The sequence below is a fragment of the Lysinibacillus sp. NPDC093197 genome, assembly GCF_044754025.1.
GTDB lineage: Bacteria > Bacillota > Bacilli > Bacillales_A > Planococcaceae > Lysinibacillus.
Genome location: NZ_JBIVOH010000009.1, coordinates 79,452 through 96,788 on the forward strand (window position 1 = coordinate 79,452; position 17,337 = coordinate 96,788).

Below are 17,337 nucleotides of genomic sequence, written 5' to 3' on the forward strand. Positions count from 1 at the left end.
GTTCAAGCGTTTTTTGTATATATTTTGGACAATTAGAGTTAAATTAAAATTTTTTATGATAAATTTAATGTAAATAAATGCAAAAGGGTGCTGAAAAGATGCAGAAGAAATTCAAATTAAAGGATGGACTTTCTATTACAATTCACAATTTGCCAGACAAAGTGCTATTAGAGGAGATTTCGGATGTAGGACACGCACCTTACGATCGCGTCATTTCTTTTGTGTTTACAATTGATGAAATGTTAACGTATTTAAAAAGCACACTTAAACAGAACATGTTAGCAGAGCAAGGCTATTTATTTTTTGTTTATCCGAAAAAAAATAATAAAAAATACAAAGAATATATTCACCGAGATGACATTTTCCCAGCAATTCAGGTGGACGAGGCAAAATATATTGCGGGTAGCGATTATAAATTTTCAAGTCTTATGTCTTTGGATGATACGTTTTCCATTGTATGCATTAAACGGGATGCAAAGGGAAGAGGAAAGAAAAAAACAGCAAGTAGTCAATGTGTAAGTGACTATGAAAGTATGGTTCCTTTATTGCGAGATGAACTTGCAGAACATCCAATTGATTTAGCCTTTTACGATGCATTAACGCCAGGATATCAAAAGGATTGGGCTCGCTACATTTATAGTGCGAAAAAGCAAGAAACGCAGCTAGCTCGTTTAGTGGAGATGCGTGAAATTACAAGGGCTGGCTTTAAGACGAAGGAGCACTATCGAAAAGCGAAAGCGGAAGGCCAAGTATAAGAATATTTTCAGATGTAGTAGTTATCTGTTAAAACTTTTGTCGAATGTTGTAACAACGGAGCTTACGCTATTGCTAATAAATAAGCTTCATACTACTATTAAGGAATATTTTTAAATCGTGCAATGACACATTTTTAAAAAGTGGGGTGGAAGTTATGGAAGCATATATTGAACTGGTAGATGAAAAATGGCGTGATAGTTTTGCCAAGCTTGCGGACGTTATAGCAACGAATATTCCTGCTGGATTTGAACAAACAATGAATTACGACATGATAAGTTATGTAGTTCCGTTAACGTCATATCCAAAAGGGTATCATGTAACACCTAATACGCCCTTACCATTTATTAGCTTGGCAGCGCAGAAGCGACATATAGCTGTTTATCATATGGGCATTTATGCAGACAACGCTTTATTGTCTTGGTTTCAAGAGGAGTACGCCAAGCGAGTGCCAACAAAGTTAAATATGGGGAAAAGTTGTATTCGTTTTACTAGTACAAAAAATATTCCTTATGATTTAATAGGAGAGCTCGTTTCGAAAATGACTCCTGGGGAATGGATTAATAGATATGAAGGAGAATTAAACAAATGAAAAGTGCTACTACATTTTTAATGTTTCAAGGACAAGCTCATGATGCCTTGGAGCAATACAAGCAATGGTTTCCAGAATTAGCGGTTGAAACTTTGACATATGTGGAAAACACACAACAGGTTGCTATGGCAGAAGTCGATTTAAAAGGTTTGAAAATCAAGTTGAATGACAGTCCAATCAAACATAACTTTTCATTTACTCCAGCGATATCAATCTTTTTAGAGTGTGAGACGAAGGAAGAAATTGAAAGCCTTGTTGAGCAAATATTGGACGGTGGTCAAGCGTTAATGCCATTGGATAATTACGGTTTCTCTAAACAGTTTGCTTGGATTCAGGATCGCTTCGGTGTATCGTGGCAACTTACGTATAATTAATTATCAGGGGGAGTATATATGAACCGATGGATGGAGCGAGCAGTGGAGCTAGCTCTTCAAAATATAGAACAAGGTGGTCAACCATTTGGGGCTGTCTTAGTAAAAAATAATGAAAACATTGGTGAAGGTGTAAATGAACTGCACCTACGACCAGATAGTACGGGCCATGCCGAGCTGCTTGCTTTAAGACGAGCGCAAGAAAAGCTAGGCTCCACAGATTTACGCGGAACGGTGATGTATGCAAGTGGGGCACCTTGTCCGATGTGCTTTGGCGCGATGGCGATGGCCGGAGTGGATAAGGCTTATTTTGCAAACTCTTTAGCTGATGCCATTGCAGTAGGTTTAAGCCGCTCAAGCGAGGTCTATGCAGATTTACAAAAAATAGATGAAGAACGCGAGTTTCGAATGATTCATATGCCAGTAGAGGATGAAGGTAAAAATCCAATGCATGTTTGGTATAGTAAAACTTAATTGCGTAAAAAGGAGAAAAGGGTATGGCAGTAACTTTAGTGAAGCATGACATTAAATATGCTGAAGCAATGCATGCATTGTCTTCAATGCCACAGGTTCGGGATGCTCTTGGGTTACCTGCTGGGAAAGTAGAAGATACGATTAACTTTATAAAACGTGAATGTGTAGACGAGGAAGAGGGGAAAACTGTTCCTCGCGTTGTGCTCAATGAGGAAGGGCGACTCATAGGTGTAACAGCACTAATGTATATAGATCATGATAATAAAAACTGTCATATAGGATCTTGGTTAGGTCATGAGTTTTGGGGCCAAGGCTACAATGAAGAAGCGAAAAAGGCAATTTTAGAAATCGCTTTTTTTGATTTAGGACTTGAACGTGTTTTCGCAGGAGCTAGAAAGGTCAATATTCGCTCACAAAAGGCACAAGAAAAGTTGCCATTTATTCGTATTGGGGTAGAAAAGGATTTTCCACAGGAACATTCTTGGTTAGAACTGAAGGAAAAGCAACCGTGTGTATTAAATGTTTTTGAACGCAAGGATTTTGTTCGATACCATACATCTATTGAAAAGGTGCAGGGTGATCGTGAAAGCTATATGTCCTATCTATTACTAGCAGACGAAAGTGAAGTTGCCGTTCGTCAATATATGAATGACGGTGAATTATACGCAATTACATGTGGTGAGAAATTAGCAGGTGTCGCATTACTTATTGCACAGTCTGATACAACAGTAGAATTAAAAAATATAGCTGTTGTGCCAGCGTTTCAAGGTAAAGGTATCGGTAAGGAAGTTTTAAACAAAATTTATGCGGTTTGTGAAGCGCAAGGTTTTAAAAATATTATAGTAGGCACAGCCAATTCTAGTATCGATAATATTGCTTTTTATCAAAAATCGGGTTTTCGTATGGAAGCCATAGAGAAAGATTTTTTCAGTAATTATCCTGAGCCGATTTATGAAAATGGTATACGCGCATTGGACATGATTATATTTTCAAAGGCACTATAAAAGATACCGTAAAGTATTAATTATAAAGAAATACCCGACCAACAATTGTTGAGCGGGTATTTTTATTTGCCAAATAATAAAGCCATTAATTTTTCCTTTGAATGTAAAAAATCATCAAGGGAGTAACGATCAAGGACAGCCATATATGCTTGTAAGGCTTCATAAAGAACACCTTTTAATTGACATTCTGGTGCGATTTTACATAAGTTATTTTCTTTGTCGAAGCATTCAACAAGGTGAAAATCTTCTTCTGTATGGCGTACAATTTCACCAATAGTAATTGATTTAGGGTCAATTGCTAAACGGATGCCGCCACCTCTGCCTCGAATTGTTTCGATGTAACCAAGTAGCCCCAATTGGTGTGTCACTTTCATAAGATGGTTTTTTGATATATTATAGGCATCTGAAATTTCTTGAATGGTTGAGAGCTGACCCTCTTCTTTTGCTCCTAGATAAATGAGTGTCCGAAGGGAGTAATCTGTGTATAAAGTTAATCGCATTGGAACACCCTACTTTCTATATTGTCACTATAATAATTATATCATTTCTACAATAATTTATAGTAATACATTACTTTTTTAAAAGATGTATTTAAAATACATCAAATATGTCCATTTTGTTAAAGATGTATTTTAGATATTGCTTTAAGGAAATGAAAGCGTTATATTGTAATCACGAAAGGATGGTATGCGATATGTTAAAACAAGAAACAGTACAAATTATTAAAGCGACAGTACCCGTATTAGAAGTTCATGGGGTAGAAATTACGAAGACGTTCTATAAAAATTTGTTTCAAGCTCATCCAGAATTATTAAATATTTTTAACCACACAAACCAAGAAAAAGGTCGTCAACAAACTGCGCTAGCAAATACAGTTTATGCAGCGGCAGTTCATATTGAAAATTTAGAAGCCATTTTACCGGCAGTTATGTTAATAGCTCATAAACACCGTAGTTTAGGAATTTTACCAGAGCATTACCCAATCGTGGGTGAGTTCTTATTAAAAGCGATTAAAGAAGTTTTAGGTGATGCAGCTACAGATGACATTATCAATGCATGGGCTGAAGCTTATGGCGTCATTGCTGATGTTTTCATTCAAGTAGAAGAAGAGCTATATCAAAAAGCTGAAAATAATGGTGGCTGGCGTTTATTTAAACCATTAAAAGTAGCGAAAAAAGAAGTTGAGAGCGACCTCGTTACTTCTATTTACTTTGTAAATGAAGATGGCTCACCACTTCCTGAATACGAACCTGGCCAATATATTAGCATTCGTGTGAAAGTACCTGGTGAAGAATATTTATTGAACCGTCAATATACGCTTTCACAGGCTAGTGCAGAGGACGGCTACCGTATTTCAGTAAAACGTGAAAGTGAGCATACTCCGAATGGTAAAGTATCTAACTTCATTCATAATGTGTTACAAGTTGGAGATTTAGTAGATGTAAGCGTACCTGCAGGATTATTTGTTCTACAAGAAAGTGCAGCGCCAATTACATTCGTTAGTGGAGGTATTGGTGTAACACCATTAAACAGTATGCTGCAATCATTAAAAGATAATGCAGCAAATGAAGTTAATTTCATTCAATGTGCGCGTAATGAAAATGTAGTAGCTTTCAGTGATGACATTAAAGACAAAGTAAACATGCTTCCTAATGCATCGTATACTGCGCTTTATTCTGATGAGGACAAGTTACTGACAAAAGAATTATTAGCTGAGCAAGTAACGAACAATACGGACGTTTATATTTGTGGTCCGATCGGCTTTATGGAAGCAGTAATTAAAAATCTCCATGAAATCGGCGTAAAAGATGAAAAGATTCACTATGAATTCTTTGGTCCAGCTATGCAATTAGCAAACTAAAAAAATAATACCTAACTCTGTTATAAGCCACATTTTGTGCACTTGTAGCAGAGTTTTTTTATGTAAAAAAGTAAGAAAAACAATAATTAGATCTTTCGTGTTGACAATATACCTACAGGGGTATATTATAAAGCACGTAAGCAAGATGGATTATTAAATTGGAAGGGAGACGTGCACATAATGGCGTACGATGCTAAAACAGCCAATCGTATAAAGCGAATGGAAGGCCAATTGCGGGGAATTTTACGCATGATGGAAGAAGGTCAAAACTGTAAAGATGTGATTACACAGCTATCCGCCGTGCGTTCTGCAGTTGATCGGACGATAGGGGTTATCGTCAGTGAAAACTTGTTAGATTGTGTAACGACTGCCGATGGAGATTCAGAGAAAATGAATACTGCCATCCAAGAAGCGATGGATTTAGTTGTGAAAAGTAGATAATTTCATTATACCCTTTATAGTATGTGGATAGGAGGTAGTACACTTGGAAACATGGATTATTATTGCGATTGTTATTGGTTTTTTAATTTGGCGTATGAAGCCAGCAAAAGGGGTGCAGTCAATTTCAACAGCACAATTAAAAAATATGCTGAATGATAAGGATAAAGTATTTATTGATGTGCGAACACCTGCTGAGTACAAAGGTCAAAACATTCCTCAATTTAAAAATATTCCCCTTGGCTCTGGATTCGATAAATTACCGAAGGACAAAGAAGTTGTTGTTATTTGTCAAAGTGGTATGCGTAGTAGTCAGGCGTGCAAGCAATTGAAAAAACTAGGATATGAGCGTGTAACTAATGTCCGTGGTGGCATGAGCGCTTATTAGGAGGTAACAATCGTGAAAGAAATAGCAGTAAAAGAAGTTCAAGAGGCTTTGGCACAAGGCAAAACTTTAAAATTAATTGACGTACGTGAAGTAGATGAAGTGCAGGAAGGTCATATACCTGGTGTTATTCATATTCCGCTAGGCTTGCTGGAGTTTCGTATGCATGAGTTAAATAAAAATGAAACATATATTATGGTTTGCCGATCAGGTGCTCGGAGTGGTCGAGCTACTCAATTTTTAGAAAGCCAAGGCTTTGATGTGACAAATATGGTTGGTGGTATGCTTGCGTGGGAAGGTGAAGTTCGGTAAAAAATGTAGTGAAGGTTATGCAATGGCCAACTCTATATTTTTTTATTAAAAATAATACCCCTATAAGTATAAGGAGGAAGTTATGACAATTAAAGCAGATTTTCAGCTAGATGCTAAAGGGCTATCTTGTCCAATGCCAATCGTAAAAACGAAAAAGGCAATGGCGGAATTAGCAGATGGCCAAATTTTAGAAGTATCAGCAACGGATAAAGGTTCGAAAGCGGATATTGCTGCTTGGGCTGACTCTGTTGGGCATCAGTATATTGGAACGATAGATGAAGATGCTGTGCTGAAACATTATATTCGTAAATGTGCACAAGATGCAGTCGGTGAAAAAACGTTTGAATCCACAATTGAGTTGCAGCAAATACAAGGAAGAGATGGGCTTATTCTTGATGTGCGCGAGGAAGCGGAGTTTGCTTTCGGTCATATTGAAGGTGCTAAGTCGATTCCGATGGGTGAGCTTGAAGCGCGACTTTCTGAACTAGATAAAGAACAAGAAATTTATGTAATTTGCCGTACAGGAGCGCGTAGTGACTTAGCGGCGCAAAAACTTGAGGCAAATGGTTTTACAAAAGTATTTAACGTCCTACCAGGTATGACATCTTGGACGGGCGAATTATTCAAAACTATTTAAATTGGAGGAATTTATTATGTCAAACAAAGTAGCAATTATTGCAAGTAACGGTGGTCTTTTCGATGCGTATAAGGTGTTCAATATCGCGACAGCAGCGGCGGCTTCTGACAAGGAAGTAGCAATCTTTTTCACATTTGAAGGGTTAAATTTAATTCATAAGCAAGGGATGCATGCTTTACCGATGCCTGCTGGAGCAGAGCATTTTGCTGAAGGATTTGCAAAAGCGAATGTCCCTGCAATTCCGCAATTAGTGGAAACGGCACAGGAATTAGGTGTTAAATTTATTGCGTGTCAGATGACGATGGACGTCATGGGCTTAACGATTGAAGATTTCGTAGATGGTATTGAGGTTGGAGGGGCTGTTACATTTTTAGAATTTGCTAAAGATGCAGCACCATCATTAACGTTTTAACTTGCTTAAGATGAATGCTCATGATGCACGAATATTTAGTAGTGCTCAAATCTCGACTGAAGGAAGTTAAAGGTCACAGATTATAAGAGGCGTTTTTCAAGCGGGCTAGGGAAATAATGAATGCAATTATATCGTTGGGTAAATGATTTTGCTCAATAAAGCAAGTAAGCGGAGAGGCATGTCCTTTCCGCTAAAAAAATAAGTAATATAATACCTTAGGGGGTAATATTAATGTCACTATTAAAATGGAACGCTTCTGATGTAGCGAAAAAAGTAATCGAAAATGATGATTTATTTATTTTAGATTTACGTAATGCAGATGCATTTGCAGATTGGAAAATTGATGGGCATAAATTTGAGTACCTAAATGTTCCGTATTTTGCGTTATTGGATGGTGTTGAAGAAATTTTACCTAAAATCCCAGCGGATAAAGATGTATTAGTCGTTTGCGCAAAGGAAGGTTCATCGATGATGATAGCTGAGATGCTATCAGAAGCTGGACGTTCAGTTGCTTATTTAGAGGGTGGTATGAAAACGTGGAGTGAATATTTAGAGCCAATTAAAGTAGGCAATTTAACTGGTGGGGGCGAGTTATACCAGTTCGTCCGTTTAGGTAAAGGATGCCTATCATATATGGTTATTTCGGAAGGTGAAGCAGCAATTATTGATGCTGTTCGTTTCACAGATGTATTTACAAACTTTGCAAAAGAAAAAAACGTAAACATTAAACATGTCTTTGATACGCACTTACACGCTGATCATATTTCAGGTGGTCGTCATATCGCAGCTGCAACAGGCGCTGCCTATTACTTACCTCCGAAGGATGCAGAAGAGGTCGTATTTGATTATACGCCATTAATAGATGGCACTACTGTGCAAATTGGTGCATCGAAAATTGATGTAGGTGCACTTTATTCACCAGGTCATACGATTGGCTCGACATCGTTTGTTGTAGATGGTAAATATTTATTAACAGGTGACATTTTATTTATCGATTCGATTGGTCGCCCTGATTTAGCAGGACTTGCAGAAGACTGGGTTGGTGATTTACGAGAAACGCTTTATAAGCGCTACCGTGAATTATCGGATGATTTAGTTGTGTTACCTGCCCATTTTATGATTATTGATGAATTAAACGAAGATGGTACTGTTGCGAAGCGTCTAGGCGAATTATTTGCAGAAAATCACGGCTTAAATATTGATGATGATGAGACATTCCGCAACATTGTAACAAATAATTTACCGCCACAACCAAATGCATATCAGGAAATTCGCCAAGTGAATATGGGGAAAGTAACACCGGCATTAGAGGAACAAACAGAAATGGAAATCGGGCCGAACCGCTGCGCAGTTAGATAGAGTGCCAGGCACCCACACAATTTCCACACAATTTAAAAGGAGATTAACATGAACGCGAACTTACAATTAGATGCAAAGGGCTTATCTTGCCCAATGCCTATCGTGAAAACGAAAAAGGCTATTGATACACTGAAATCAGGTGAGGTTTTAGAAGTACAAGTTACGGATAAAGGAGCTTTAGCGGATATTCCTGCATGGGCTAATGCGGGAGGTCACACGATTTTAGATAAATCGGAAGAAGCTGGCGTCATTACATTCTTTATTCAAAAAGCGTAATGCGGGGTGAGTGTTCAAATGAGGACACTCACCTTTCATCTTCATTCTAAAATTCATTGGGATATTTGCCTTGATATGCCTCGTAATTAATAGAGGACAAGGTGTAAAAGACTTGAAAGAAGGAAAACTGAATGGCTATATCGTGGGTAATTACAATATTTATAATTGGCTTTGTAGGTTCTTTTGTATCAGGTATGCTAGGAATTGGAGGAGCCATTATTAAATATCCTATGCTTCTGTATATTCCCTCCTTACTCGGATTTACGGCATTTACAGCGCATGAGGTATCGGGTATTAGTGCTGTAGAAGTTTTGTTTGCTTCGATTGCGGGTGTATGGGCATATCGTAAAGGTGGCTACTTAAATAAATCGCTTATTATTTCTATGGGCGGAGCCATTTTAGTTGGTAGCTTTATAGGTAGCTTTGGTTCCCGATATTTATCGGAGGCGGGAGTCAACATTGTATATGGAATATTGGCACTCATTGCTGCAATTATGATGTTTATTCCTAAAAAACAAATTGATGAGAAGCCGATGAATGAAGTTACATTTAATAAGTCAGTAGCAGCTATTTTAGCATTTATCGTCGGTATTGGTTCTGGCATTGTGGGGGCAGCTGGTGGATTCCTTCTTGTACCAATAATGCTTGTTGTACTAAGAATTCCAACACGTATGACGATTGCTACAAGTTTAGCCATTACGTTGATCTCCTCCGTTGGGGGGACAACAGGAAAACTGATAACGGGTCAAGTCGATTATTACCCTGCGGCTATAATGATTGTAGCTAGTTTAATAGCAGCACCATTGGGGGCAAAGGCAGGTAAGAGTTTGGATACGAAAGTATTACAAGGAATATTGGCTGTCCTGATTTTAGCTACTGCAGTGAAAATTTGGATGGATATTTTATAGGAGGGATACTATGAAAATTGAAGTGTTTTCAGATTTCTCATGTCCATTTTGTTATATCGGGAAAAAAGAATTAGAGCACTCAATAAAAGAGGCAGGCTATACAAATCAAGTAGAAATAGAATATAAATCTTACCAAATTGATCCGGGCGCATCCAAAGAGGTTGGTCAAAATTATTATGAATATTTCATGGCACACCAAAAAGTAACGTTTGAAGAAGCCCAGCAAATGACTGAGGGCATAATAGACCGAGCGAAAGAAGTTAATCTAGCATATAATTTTGCTGAGATGAAAAAAGTGCATACTGAAAACGCCCATCGACTAGCAAAATGGACGAAACAATTTGGTAAAGAAGCGGCTTATACGGAGGCTTTAATGGCTTCTTATTTAATAGAAGGTAAAGATTTAAATGATGAGGCTGTTTTACTAGCAGTTATTAAAGAATTAAACTTGAATGTTGCTACAGCAAAAGAAGTGCTGACTAATCCAAACGATTTTATGGAAGAGTTGGATAAAGATCGCTATGATGCACAACAGATTGGCGTACAAAGCGTACCGTTCTTCGTCTTTGAAAATCGTTACGGCATTAAAGGTGCTGAGCCAAATGAAGTGTTCGTGCGTACATTGCATCAAGCAGCAGAAATTGCAGGCATTAAACCAACATTTAACCTAGTTGGTCATGGAGACGCTACCTGTGCTGATGGCGAATGTAAATACTAAGTAAGTGTCAGGCACCGAAACGATTTTGAATTTTCAGATTATTAACTTGTGAGTATGTAAGTAAAAATCACGTAGACTCCAGCGGGAACTACATAAGATGTAAGACGCAATAGACCAAGCGTAGCAAGGGTTGCGGCTTGTGCCCGACAGAAAGCAAAGTGGTTTTTTACAATATAGGAGACTATAGTATGCCAAGTGTTCTTGGCATACTATTTTTGTTGTTTTCTTATCGAAAACAGTGGGTTTTGCTATGTAGACAGCACAGTTTTTAGCAGAAAAAATTAGGTACTTCAAGAGGTATTAAGGATTGTTTCTATTGTTATAGAACAAAATATTTTGTATAATAATTCCATTTTTATCGTCTTTATGGTTCTATTCCTGTGAAGTGTGAGAAAAGTCACATCGTGCCATATATTATCTTGCTAGAATAAAATTAACATTCAAAGGGGGTATTGGTAATGAAGAAAATGGCTACTGGTATAGCGGGAACAGTCTTATTAGCCGCTACACTTTTTGTTGGGGCAGTGATCAGTGACGAAATTTTAGGTGATGCAAATGGTGAGACGCAAGAAGCGGCAGTACAGACAAAAATTCCAACAACGGCGGCTTCTCAAAAGGTAGTCTACGCTCCACCGAGTATCGAAGAAGTACCTGATGGACCGATGAAAGAAGCTATTTTATTTGGTTATGAGCTTGTAAATAATACGCACGTTGCTGCGGATGAATATGTAGGAAATCAGTTATCTTGCACAAGCTGTCATGCAGGTGCAGGCTATGATGAACAAGCCTCTTCTTTAGTTGGCGTTATGGCTAACTACCCACAATATATCGCTCGTTCTGGAGGAATTGTGACGATTGAAGAACGCATAAATGGCTGTATGGTAAGAAGTATGAACGGCAAAAAGTTTGAAATGAACAGCGACGAACTTGAAGCTATGGTTGCCTATTTTGCTTATATTTCACAAGGAGTACCGATTGGAGCAGAGCGTGAATGGGCAGGTACAAGTAATATGAAAAACATACCTGTTCCAGATGTAGCGAACGGAGAAGAATTATACGGACAATCTTGTATTGCTTGTCATGCTGCAGATGGCTCTGGTACTGGCGCTAACACAGGTCCAGCATTATGGGGCGATAATTCCTTTAATGATGGTGCGGGGATGGCGCGTATGTCCAAAATGGCTGGCTACATTAAAAATAATATGCCAGTTGGAGCGGGTGGAACATTATCTGATCAAGATGCTGCTGACTTAGCTGCCTACATTTTATCGCAGGATCGTCCTGAATGGGCCAACCACGATAAAGACTGGCCAAAAGGTGGTCGTCCTAACGACTTAATGGATAAAGAGAAGCGCGATCAAGTAAAAAATGGCACGATTGATTGGGTGCAAGTGCTTTCTACGAATTAAAAAAAAGTGCCAGGCACCGAAACAATTCTGAATATTGTCAGTGAAAATCCATGGAGATTTCTGCGGCTTACGAAAAGCCCGCGGAAAGCGAAGTGGATTTTTACGTTATAAGAAGTCCTATTATGCGTAAAAGAAAATAGTGGAACTGCCTCCAACTTATCTTGCTGTCCCTAGTAGTTCGGAAAAGAAAGTTAGTACATGAATTTGGTATACTAGCAGTATTAGGAAAAACAACGGGAGGTGGCGCTTGTTGATTTACTTGAAGTTACTTATTCAAATTATATTTGTTGCAGGAATTATTTATTTTGTAAGTGGTCGTTTAATAGGCTCAAATATTAACTTTGTACGAAGAGTACTGTCTGTTGTTATTAGTGTTACACTTACGTCCTTTGTTTATTGGTACTCCTATTTGCGTCATCGAGATTTTTTATCGGAGTCGATGATGCAAACCGTTACCGAGGTAAGTACGCTTATTTGGATAGGTAGTATGTTGCTTATCTCGATGTTACTCTATCTCGTATTCGAACTGTTTGATCCAATAGGGATTAAAGGTGGAGAGCGACGTAATGGGCAAAAATCAATATTGTTGAGATTACGTAGCTACTGGCGTCAGCAGAAGAGATTGCGTCAGGTGCTAAAAATAGCAGTAACAAATGGTATAGTGCAAACGATTAAATATGCAAGGCAGCGGGAAAATGAGAAGGAGCTTGCTGTTGCATTACGTACAACTTTGGAGCAATGTGGCGGGATATTCATTAAATTCGGGCAAGTACTTTCAACGCGCAAAGAATTATTTTCTCCTATTATTATAGATGAGTTAAAACATTTACAGCAAAGTGTAAAGCCTTTACCTCAAGAGCAAGTTACAAAGATTTTAGAGGAATCCCTACCAATGTCTGTAGATGATGTATTTACAAACTTTCAAATGGAGCCATTGGCAGCAGCTTCTATTGGACAAGTACATAAGGCACGACTGAAAAACTATGAAGAAGTCGTAGTCAAGCTATTGCGTCCAGAAGTAAAAGGAATTATGCGTGATGATCTTGATATTTTAGAGGAATTTGCAAATTGGTTTGCAAACAAGTCTACTTGGGCAGAGTCTTTAGGCTTCCGAGAATTAGCTGGAGCATTTGCAGATGGCTTAAGGGAAGAAATTCATTTAGATATTGAAGTACGCAATACTTTACAGGTAACGAATGCTCTTGCCAAAAGTGAATATAAAGTACGTATACCTAAAATATATACAGAGTTTTGTGATGAAGACATCATTGTAATGGAATACGTTCGTGGTAAAAGTGTGGCTGAGGGTTCATCTGAATTTAGACGATTGAATATTGATCGCAGACAATTTGCACGAACAATTTTGTATTCCTTTTTTGAACAAATGTTATTTTCAGGAATATTTCATGCAGATCCGCACCCAGGAAATATTTATATTGATGAGACAGATGGGGGACCAATTCTCCTCGATTTCGGAGCGGTGGGACGCTTAGGAGCTACTCAACAAGAGGGATTAAAGTTATTTTTATTAGGTATTCAACAAAATGATTCCAGTATTTTATACGATGGCTTAATGTTGCTAGTAGAAAATAAGGACCATGCGGATCGTGGTAGGGTAGAACAGGCAATGGACCAAATATTACTTAAAATATCCTATGTAGATCGTATTCCAACTGAAGAATTGATACATTCGTTGTTTACTGTCGTACGGGATTTTGGCCTTGCGTTTTATCCTTCTGTTGGTTTAGCGCTTCGATCATTAGTAACATTAGATGGGACATTACGTGTAATTGATTCGCAATTTGATATTTTTACAGAAGCTAAAGATTTTTCCGCATCTTATATGAGAGCTGCATTTTTAAGACCATTTAAAGAACCGATGGCGACAAAAGATCGAGTGCAGGAAGAACTGTCGATGCTGATTCCTACTTTACGAAAAATGCCAAGACGTATTGATCAGCTTATTCAAAGAGTAGAAAGCGGAAAAATTATATTGCATCATGATATTTTTTCAGATGACCATAACTCACGTTTCATTACCCAGCTATTTGCACGTTTTGTTTTATTACTTGTCGGCATTACATTTGGTATTATCTCGGTCGCACTACTAGCAATTTCTCAATTCATTCATGAGTCGTATGCAGTGTATTTGAATACTGCCGCTTATCTAGGGTTGTTCTTATGTGCAATTTTATTAGTAAGACTATCTATTCAAGCGCTACGCTCAATGAGGTAGGAGAAGACACTACAAAGTGCTGATTAAAGTATAAAGAAATTCACTATTACTGCAATTTGTCATTTAGTAGGCATTGGCTGCAATGCAATTTTGTTAAGCAACTTAAAGTCGTCGATCGCATATTTCCTAGTGTTCTTCACAATGTACATTTTCAGTTGATTGGAGCGGCAAGCGCTCGCCCGCAGCAGAAATCAATGGTAGTAGTTTAATTCTATGAGTTTGGATACAGTTTGAGGTAGGGGATGATTCTCCTACCTTTTTATATTACAAAAAGATTACAAATAACCAAGGCACAAGGTGCTGTTTAGAGAAATTTGTAGTAATTTGTAGCGTTATATTAACGTTTTGTAGAAAAATGTCGTATTAATTACAATGTTACAATTATATTTCGAGTTTTACTAAACTATTAAAACGGTCGGAAATAGTATAAAAGTTACGGCAATAATGCTAAACTTTAAAAGGCTAATAAAAACATAAGAATTTAAATTGATCGTTCATGTATTTACATAGGAAAATAAAGAGCGAAATTGATAGATGAAGGGAAATGAAGACCCATGGGTAAGCGTAATAAATGGCGTAAGTCGATGGTGCTAGCATTAGCACTTGCAGGCGGCCTATTATTTAATACAGTTCAACCGATTGAAGCACACGCTGAAGAAACGTCTCAGCATATGATAGATAAAAAAGCGAAAATTGATGCAGAAGTTAAAAGTTTAGAAAAAGAGTTAGACCAACTTCAACAAGAAATTGATCAAAAAGTTAAAGTATTTAACCAAGTACAAGCAGATATAAAAGAAGTAGATGCAGGTATTGTTGAAACTGAAAAACGTATTGAGCAACGTTCAACTATTTTAAGTGAGCGTATGGCTGCATACCAAGCACAAGATAACACAGTGGGTGTATACTTAAGCGTTGTTCTAGAATCGAAGAGCTTTGCAGATTTAATGGACCGTGTCGTAGCGGTAAAAACATTAATGGATGCTGACCAAGAGCTAGTAAATCAACAAGAAGCAGACAAAGCGAAATTAGAAGAACAAAAAGCAACATTAGATGAAAAACAAAAAGAGCTTCAAAAACAATTCCAAGAGCTTCAACAAAAAGAAAGCGAAATGGAAGTAAAAAAAGCTGAAAACCAAGCAAAATCACTTGCATTAAAGGCACAAATTGCAACGAAACAAGAAGAAGAGCGTCTTGAAGCAGAGCGTAAGGCAGCGGAAGAAGAAGCAGCTCGGTTACGTGCACTTCAAGCAGCTACACCTGTAGTTCATGTCAACAACAATAACAACAACACTAACACTAGCGGTAAAAATAACGGTGGTAGCAAACCTCAACCAATCATAGTTGGATCTGGTTCAGGTACTGCATCTTCAGGTGATGCTATTTCTACAGCGAAGCAATTCCTAGGTCGTTCATATGTTTGGGGTGGCAGTAATCCTACAACAGGCTTTGACTGCTCAGGTCTTGTACAATGGTCTTACAAGCAAGCTGGCGTATCATTACCTCGTACAGCATCACAACAATATTTATCAACAAAACGAATTTCAGCAAGTGAAGCTCGTGTTGGTGACTTAGTATTCTTCAGCTATGGCTCAGGCGTAGCGCATGTTGGTATTTACCTTGGTAATAACACAATGATTGATGCTCAAAATAAAGGGGTAGTCATTGAGTCACTTGATTGGTGGAACCAATATTTAGTAGGCTTCGGTCGTATTCAATAAGTCTATATTAGTTAGACGATTTTAATAGCAAAAAAGTTAAATAAAATAGCATTCATTATCAAGTAACGATAATGGGTGCTATTTTTATTTGAAAATCTATAAACATAAATCTGTATAACAGTTTTAAAAACTGTAACAGACACTAAGGAATTTAGTCCAAACAATTAAATTACACGGATAAAACGATTGCGCCAACTGCTTACATTACTTGTGTAGAAGAAGCAGTAATAATCAAACGCTTCTTAAAGAAAGCTGAGTCAATCAATTTATAACTTCATATTCTAGTAGTTGTAAATAGACAAAAATGTAAGGCACCCTCTGTTTAAAAAGAACCGAGAGTGCCTTTTGGTATTTATACGCCCATCAAATAGAATATCCCTAACTGCAGTATATTTTTTTCAATCTTATATTAAATTTTAAAATTGAATTTGATAATCCCTGTTTCTTTTAAGGCGAAGAGGAAGATGATAACAAATGGTCCTACGAGTAAGCCGATGACGCCAAACAATTGCAAACCGATAAACATCGCGATTAATGTTGGCAGAGGGGGTAAGCCGATATGTGCACCCATTACTTTAGGCTCGACAGTTCGGCGAATAATTAATAAAATAGCTGCAAGAACAAAGAGCTTAATGGCAATCGCTGTATTACCCAACAGGAGGTGATAAGTTCCCCAAGGTGCTAAAATAATAATTGAGCCAAGGAACGGGATAACATCAATAATCCAAATAATTATGGTCATTACTATCACATATTTCGGTTGAATAAGTAGTAAACCTACAAGTGTAACCCCAGCTATAATAAAGCTAACAAGAATCTGAGCCTTCATAAAACCGAAAAATGCATCTTTTAAACGATTAGTAATAATTTTCAATTTCTCTTCAGTTGTAGGCTTTAAAAATTTGTAAGTTGACTGTTTTAATTTTGGTAAATCTAGCATAAATAGAAATAGGGCGATCATATAAACAAGAAGACTTATAAAGAGGCTTGGAATTTGTGAAAAGAAGGTCGTAACTTTGGTATAATTAAAGAAGTTTAAAAAAGATTCTTCAACTTTCTCAATGAAGTCGGTTGTCGTTTTTTGAAGTGAAGCACTCACTTCAGTTGGAAAGTCTTCTGTATATTTTGAAATATTCTCTTGCATATGACCCCACATCTCGGATAATTTAGAAATATAGTAAGGTGCTTGCTTTGAAATGGAAATAATTTGCGACATTAGTTGCGTAATAGTAAAGTAACAAATAATAGAAATAAAAATAACACTTACTATGTATATAAAAGCAACAGCTATTTTTCGCGACATTTTCCATTTTCGTTTAAAAAACATAACAATGGGTTCTAATAAAAAAGCTGTAATACCTGCTAAAATAATTGGCACGGAGACAGGAATGATAAAATATAAGGCTATAAGTAGGCATATAATCGCTAGAGTTCGTATAGTCAACTTTCGAGTTATAGTTCTATTCATAAGCTC

20 protein-coding genes are annotated in these 17,337 nt (G+C 37.4%); 18 read left to right on the forward strand and 2 right to left on the reverse strand.

Annotation, left to right across the window (positions count from 1 at the left end):
• Window positions 1-98 precede the first annotated feature (98 nt).
• The 5 genes from ACIP9G_RS19550 to ACIP9G_RS19570 all read left to right on the forward strand — a co-directional run bounded on the left by ACIP9G_RS19550 (window position 99) and on the right by ACIP9G_RS19570 (window position 3,194).
• Entirely contained in the window at window positions 99-755 is a 657-nt protein-coding gene (locus tag ACIP9G_RS19550; protein ID WP_401021583.1) for a YdeI/OmpD-associated family protein, read from the forward strand.
• A 155-nt stretch (window positions 756-910) separates the two neighbouring features.
• Window positions 911-1,345 (forward strand): DUF1801 domain-containing protein, encoded by a 435-nt coding sequence (locus ACIP9G_RS19555; RefSeq protein WP_401021585.1) that lies wholly within the window; start codon window positions 911-913, stop codon window positions 1,343-1,345.
• A complete protein-coding gene (locus tag ACIP9G_RS19560; RefSeq protein WP_340821916.1) occupies window positions 1,342-1,719 on the forward strand; it encodes a VOC family protein in 378 nt (125 codons plus the stop codon). The genes ACIP9G_RS19555 and ACIP9G_RS19560 overlap by 4 nt, the downstream gene beginning before the upstream one ends.
• Window positions 1,720-1,737: 18 nt before the next feature.
• Entirely contained in the window at window positions 1,738-2,190 is a 453-nt protein-coding gene (locus tag ACIP9G_RS19565) for a nucleoside deaminase (protein ID WP_401021586.1), read from the forward strand.
• Window positions 2,191-2,213: 23 nt separating this feature from the next.
• Window positions 2,214-3,194, forward strand: a complete 981-nt coding sequence (locus ACIP9G_RS19570) for a GNAT family N-acetyltransferase (RefSeq protein WP_401021588.1) — start codon at window positions 2,214-2,216, stop codon at window positions 3,192-3,194.
• A 62-nt stretch (window positions 3,195-3,256) separates the two neighbouring features.
• On the opposite strand, the gene ACIP9G_RS19575 is transcribed toward ACIP9G_RS19570, so the two are convergent.
• Window positions 3,257-3,694, reverse strand: coding sequence for an RrF2 family transcriptional regulator (locus ACIP9G_RS19575; protein ID WP_069508058.1), 438 nt, complete (start codon window positions 3,692-3,694; stop codon window positions 3,257-3,259).
• Window positions 3,695-3,888: 194 nt separating this feature from the next.
• On the opposite strand from ACIP9G_RS19575, the gene hmpA reads away from it, so the two are divergent.
• The 13 genes from hmpA (at window position 3,889) to ACIP9G_RS19640 (ending at window position 15,863) form a co-directional block, all read left to right on the forward strand.
• Window positions 3,889-5,055 (forward strand): NO-inducible flavohemoprotein, encoded by a 1,167-nt coding sequence (hmpA, locus tag ACIP9G_RS19580; RefSeq protein WP_401021590.1) that lies wholly within the window; start codon window positions 3,889-3,891, stop codon window positions 5,053-5,055.
• A 180-nt stretch (window positions 5,056-5,235) separates the two neighbouring features.
• Window positions 5,236-5,496, forward strand: a complete 261-nt coding sequence (locus ACIP9G_RS19585; protein WP_173479334.1) for a metal-sensitive transcriptional regulator — start codon at window positions 5,236-5,238, stop codon at window positions 5,494-5,496.
• 43 nt (window positions 5,497-5,539) lie between these two features.
• Window positions 5,540-5,881, forward strand: coding sequence for a rhodanese-like domain-containing protein (locus tag ACIP9G_RS19590; RefSeq protein ID WP_401021593.1), 342 nt, complete (start codon window positions 5,540-5,542; stop codon window positions 5,879-5,881).
• A gap of 12 nt (window positions 5,882-5,893) precedes the next feature.
• The gene (locus tag ACIP9G_RS19595) at window positions 5,894-6,190 is read left to right on the forward strand and encodes a rhodanese-like domain-containing protein (RefSeq protein ID WP_401021595.1); all 297 of its coding nucleotides are present in this window, start codon (window positions 5,894-5,896) and stop codon (window positions 6,188-6,190) included.
• Window positions 6,191-6,272: 82 nt separating this feature from the next.
• Complete coding sequence (locus ACIP9G_RS19600; protein ID WP_401021597.1) at window positions 6,273-6,827, forward strand: sulfurtransferase TusA family protein; 555 nt, start codon at window positions 6,273-6,275, stop codon at window positions 6,825-6,827.
• Between the two features lie 16 nt (window positions 6,828-6,843).
• Entirely contained in the window at window positions 6,844-7,239 is a 396-nt protein-coding gene (locus tag ACIP9G_RS19605) for a DsrE/DsrF/DrsH-like family protein (protein ID WP_401021599.1), read from the forward strand.
• A 231-nt stretch (window positions 7,240-7,470) separates the two neighbouring features.
• Entirely contained in the window at window positions 7,471-8,598 is a 1,128-nt protein-coding gene (locus ACIP9G_RS19610; protein WP_401021601.1) for an MBL fold metallo-hydrolase, read from the forward strand.
• A 48-nt stretch (window positions 8,599-8,646) separates the two neighbouring features.
• A complete protein-coding gene (locus ACIP9G_RS19615) occupies window positions 8,647-8,874 on the forward strand; it encodes a sulfurtransferase TusA family protein (protein ID WP_340821927.1) in 228 nt (75 codons plus the stop codon).
• A 131-nt stretch (window positions 8,875-9,005) separates the two neighbouring features.
• Entirely contained in the window at window positions 9,006-9,782 is a 777-nt protein-coding gene (locus tag ACIP9G_RS19620; RefSeq protein ID WP_401021603.1) for a sulfite exporter TauE/SafE family protein, read from the forward strand.
• A 10-nt stretch (window positions 9,783-9,792) separates the two neighbouring features.
• Window positions 9,793-10,500: a DsbA family oxidoreductase gene (locus tag ACIP9G_RS19625; RefSeq protein ID WP_401021605.1), complete on the forward strand. Its 708-nt coding sequence runs from the start codon at window positions 9,793-9,795 to the stop codon at window positions 10,498-10,500.
• 458 nt (window positions 10,501-10,958) lie between these two features.
• Entirely contained in the window at window positions 10,959-11,909 is a 951-nt protein-coding gene (locus ACIP9G_RS19630) for a c-type cytochrome (RefSeq protein WP_401021606.1), read from the forward strand.
• Window positions 11,910-12,159: 250 nt separating this feature from the next.
• Window positions 12,160-14,145, forward strand: coding sequence for an ABC1 kinase family protein (locus ACIP9G_RS19635; protein WP_401021608.1), 1,986 nt, complete (start codon window positions 12,160-12,162; stop codon window positions 14,143-14,145).
• A gap of 554 nt (window positions 14,146-14,699) precedes the next feature.
• Entirely contained in the window at window positions 14,700-15,863 is a 1,164-nt protein-coding gene (locus tag ACIP9G_RS19640; RefSeq protein ID WP_340821934.1) for a C40 family peptidase, read from the forward strand.
• Window positions 15,864-16,272: 409 nt separating this feature from the next.
• Here the strand turns inward: ACIP9G_RS19640 and ytvI are convergent, their stop codons facing one another.
• Window positions 16,273-17,331: a sporulation integral membrane protein YtvI gene (gene ytvI, locus ACIP9G_RS19645; protein WP_401021610.1), complete on the reverse strand. Its 1,059-nt coding sequence runs from the start codon at window positions 17,329-17,331 to the stop codon at window positions 16,273-16,275.
• Between the last annotated feature and the right edge of the window lie 6 nt (window positions 17,332-17,337).